Genomic DNA, 2,369 nt, shown 5'->3' on the forward strand with positions numbered 1-2,369 from the left:
TGACAAGCTATATTTTATTTTTTTACATCAATAAGTGTAAAACGCTCACAAACGAGTAGCATATCTTCAGAAAAACGAAGACCAAGTTCATTCAGTTTCTTCGTAAAGAACCGAATATGGGTATTTCTCCAGTAATTATAAGTAAAATCTCCTTTCTGGGAGAACAAATTATAAAATTAATTTTAAACATGTTTATATACCTACTTTACGCGGCTTTAGGGGATATGCAGATGCAATCGATACTGGGAAAGATGTTTATAAAGAAAGAATAAAAATTGATTATTTCAAAGAAGCATCTGAAACGTTAGAAATACATACGGGACTTAATCTTTATGTTGAAATAACAGATATGTTATTAGAAAGTGTTCAACAAAGGTATAACATGCTGGAATTTCAAGAATTCTTGTCATAAAGCTTCTTTGATGGACAGCAAGTTACACTTACATCCCGCTAGGAATTCAGATATAGATGCATTAAGTGATGAAGCAAAATAATTATGTGTTAAGCTCCATGAATTTATTAAATTGAATAATACTTGTTTTTTCTTTAAAAGATCATTACCCAGTCCTAAGTTACAAGGTGTGGATAACGTAGATTACTATGATACATCCTAGTACGAGGAGAAAGCGTTACAAAAACCGCAAAATACCTTAAATTTAATAAATTAATAGAAACTAAACTAATTTGTACATTCAAGTATCGGCGAAACTGCTTCTTTTTTGGTAAAAACCTCATTTACTTATGATACGCTTCCCTAATAGATACCCGATATTTTTGTGCTAGTGCATTCATTTGTAGTACTAACGCACTATTTCTATATGTAAGGAGTGTTCGTTACGTGTTTCGGAAGTATTTGAAAATATTATATAGTTCACCTATAATACTGACTTCGCCGCCGGTACCGTTAATACTATTAAATGAAACTAAATGCTTTGTCAGCAATTCAATTTGCTTTTCTAATGGTAAAGATTACTGTTTTTGTATACAGACATAGAATAAAACCTCCTCAAATTTTATAATTGCGAGTCTTTCATAGAGAAGATAAGTGCAAGTGAAAAACTATAGTACGATTACATCAATAGGAGGAAGTAGTGATGTATAAAAAGGGTTAAGAACATTTGTTCTAGGTTGGTGTAATAGGTACACTCAATCAATTGAGGTGCTTATTTTATAGGAAGAAACGCTATTACTAGGTTCGGTTTTCAAGTATAGCTTGTAACTAGACGCAGTTTCACTCCTATAAATTAATGAATATCTACTCTCTTAAAATAGAATAGTGCTGTTGCTGCAATGATGATATAGGAATACTCTGGTGGATATGTGGGTTGTAATTCATTATTTGCTATATATAGGGTAGCAGTCCATGGAAATAAATCTTTATAATTGGAGTTTACGAGCATAAGGTTTGTTATTGTAATAATGATTGTTAATATAATAGGCGGTATATAGGTCTTCATTACAAGAGTTAATAGTAAAATGGGTGAAGATGAAGGAAAGAGAAGGACGCCGCATATAAAAAAATCAGGAGAGAACCTAAAAGTAAGACAGTGCTAAATCCAGAGAAGGTCTCCCTATAGGCATAATAATTAAAGTTAGCATCATAATCCAAAGAAATAGAAGGATGAACTTATTTTTAATAAAGCTAATACATGATACGGGTATAGTTAGAAAATGTTTCGATTTTCAATGTATCTTCCGTGTAAACAGATAAGCGATCACAACTCCGTATAAAGGACATCTGATAATTAGAGTGGTATACACGTTAACTTCAGTGAATAATTGAGGGGACAAAATAGTTGGAGTAGGCTTTTTTGTTTTTATGTGTATATAAGACGTTACAACCACTAAGAAGGGTGTGGCACCAGTACCAATAATACGAATTAAAAACATAGCAGAAGGTTTTAGTTTTAATAGTTTTGTATGGAGTAGATGAACCAATTGTTCCACCTCAGCTAATATGTGACTAGAAATGAGTATTGTTATATTTCTTTCTTGAGCTAAAGATGTAATTAGTTTTTGTCGTTCTGTAATACTAATTAGGTCTAGTCCGTTAGTTGGTTCATCTAGTATGAGTAGTTCAGGATAATGAAAAAGGGTTTAAATTGAATATGTTTTGGAGGAACAGATTAGTAAAGAGAAGTAGAAGAGGGCTCCTTGTTAATAAAATCTTTGTAGGGACTTATCTAGCTAAAAGAGTGCAAGAAATATTAAATTAAATATCTTTATAAAAAGTGTTGACGATTAGAGTATAGAGGTGTAATATAGAACAAGTCGCCGATAGTAACAACGCAGAAAGCGACAAACGAAATAAAAACAAAATGAAAAACTTAGTTGACATTAACTAACGAAGATGTTAACATAAGGAAGTC

3 pseudogenes are annotated in these 2,369 nt (G+C 31.8%); all 3 read right to left on the reverse strand.

Annotated features, from left to right (window positions below):
- Positions 1 to 14: 14 nt before the first annotated feature.
- Positions 15 to 155 (reverse strand): annotated as a pseudogene (locus tag KI356_RS19990) (ASCH domain-containing protein); the annotation flags it as partial.
- Between the two features lie 1,089 nt (positions 156 to 1,244).
- Positions 1,245 to 1,938 (reverse strand): annotated as a pseudogene (locus KI356_RS19995) (ABC transporter permease).
- Positions 1,933 to 2,094: pseudogene (locus tag KI356_RS20000) on the reverse strand (ABC transporter ATP-binding protein); the annotation flags it as partial. The pseudogenes KI356_RS19995 and KI356_RS20000, both read right to left, overlap by 6 nt.
- Between the last annotated feature and the right edge of the window lie 275 nt (positions 2,095 to 2,369).

Origin of the sequence: Bacillus hominis, assembly GCF_018332515.1 — a bacterium.
Classification (GTDB): domain Bacteria; phylum Bacillota; class Bacilli; order Bacillales; family Bacillaceae_G; genus Bacillus_A; species Bacillus_A hominis.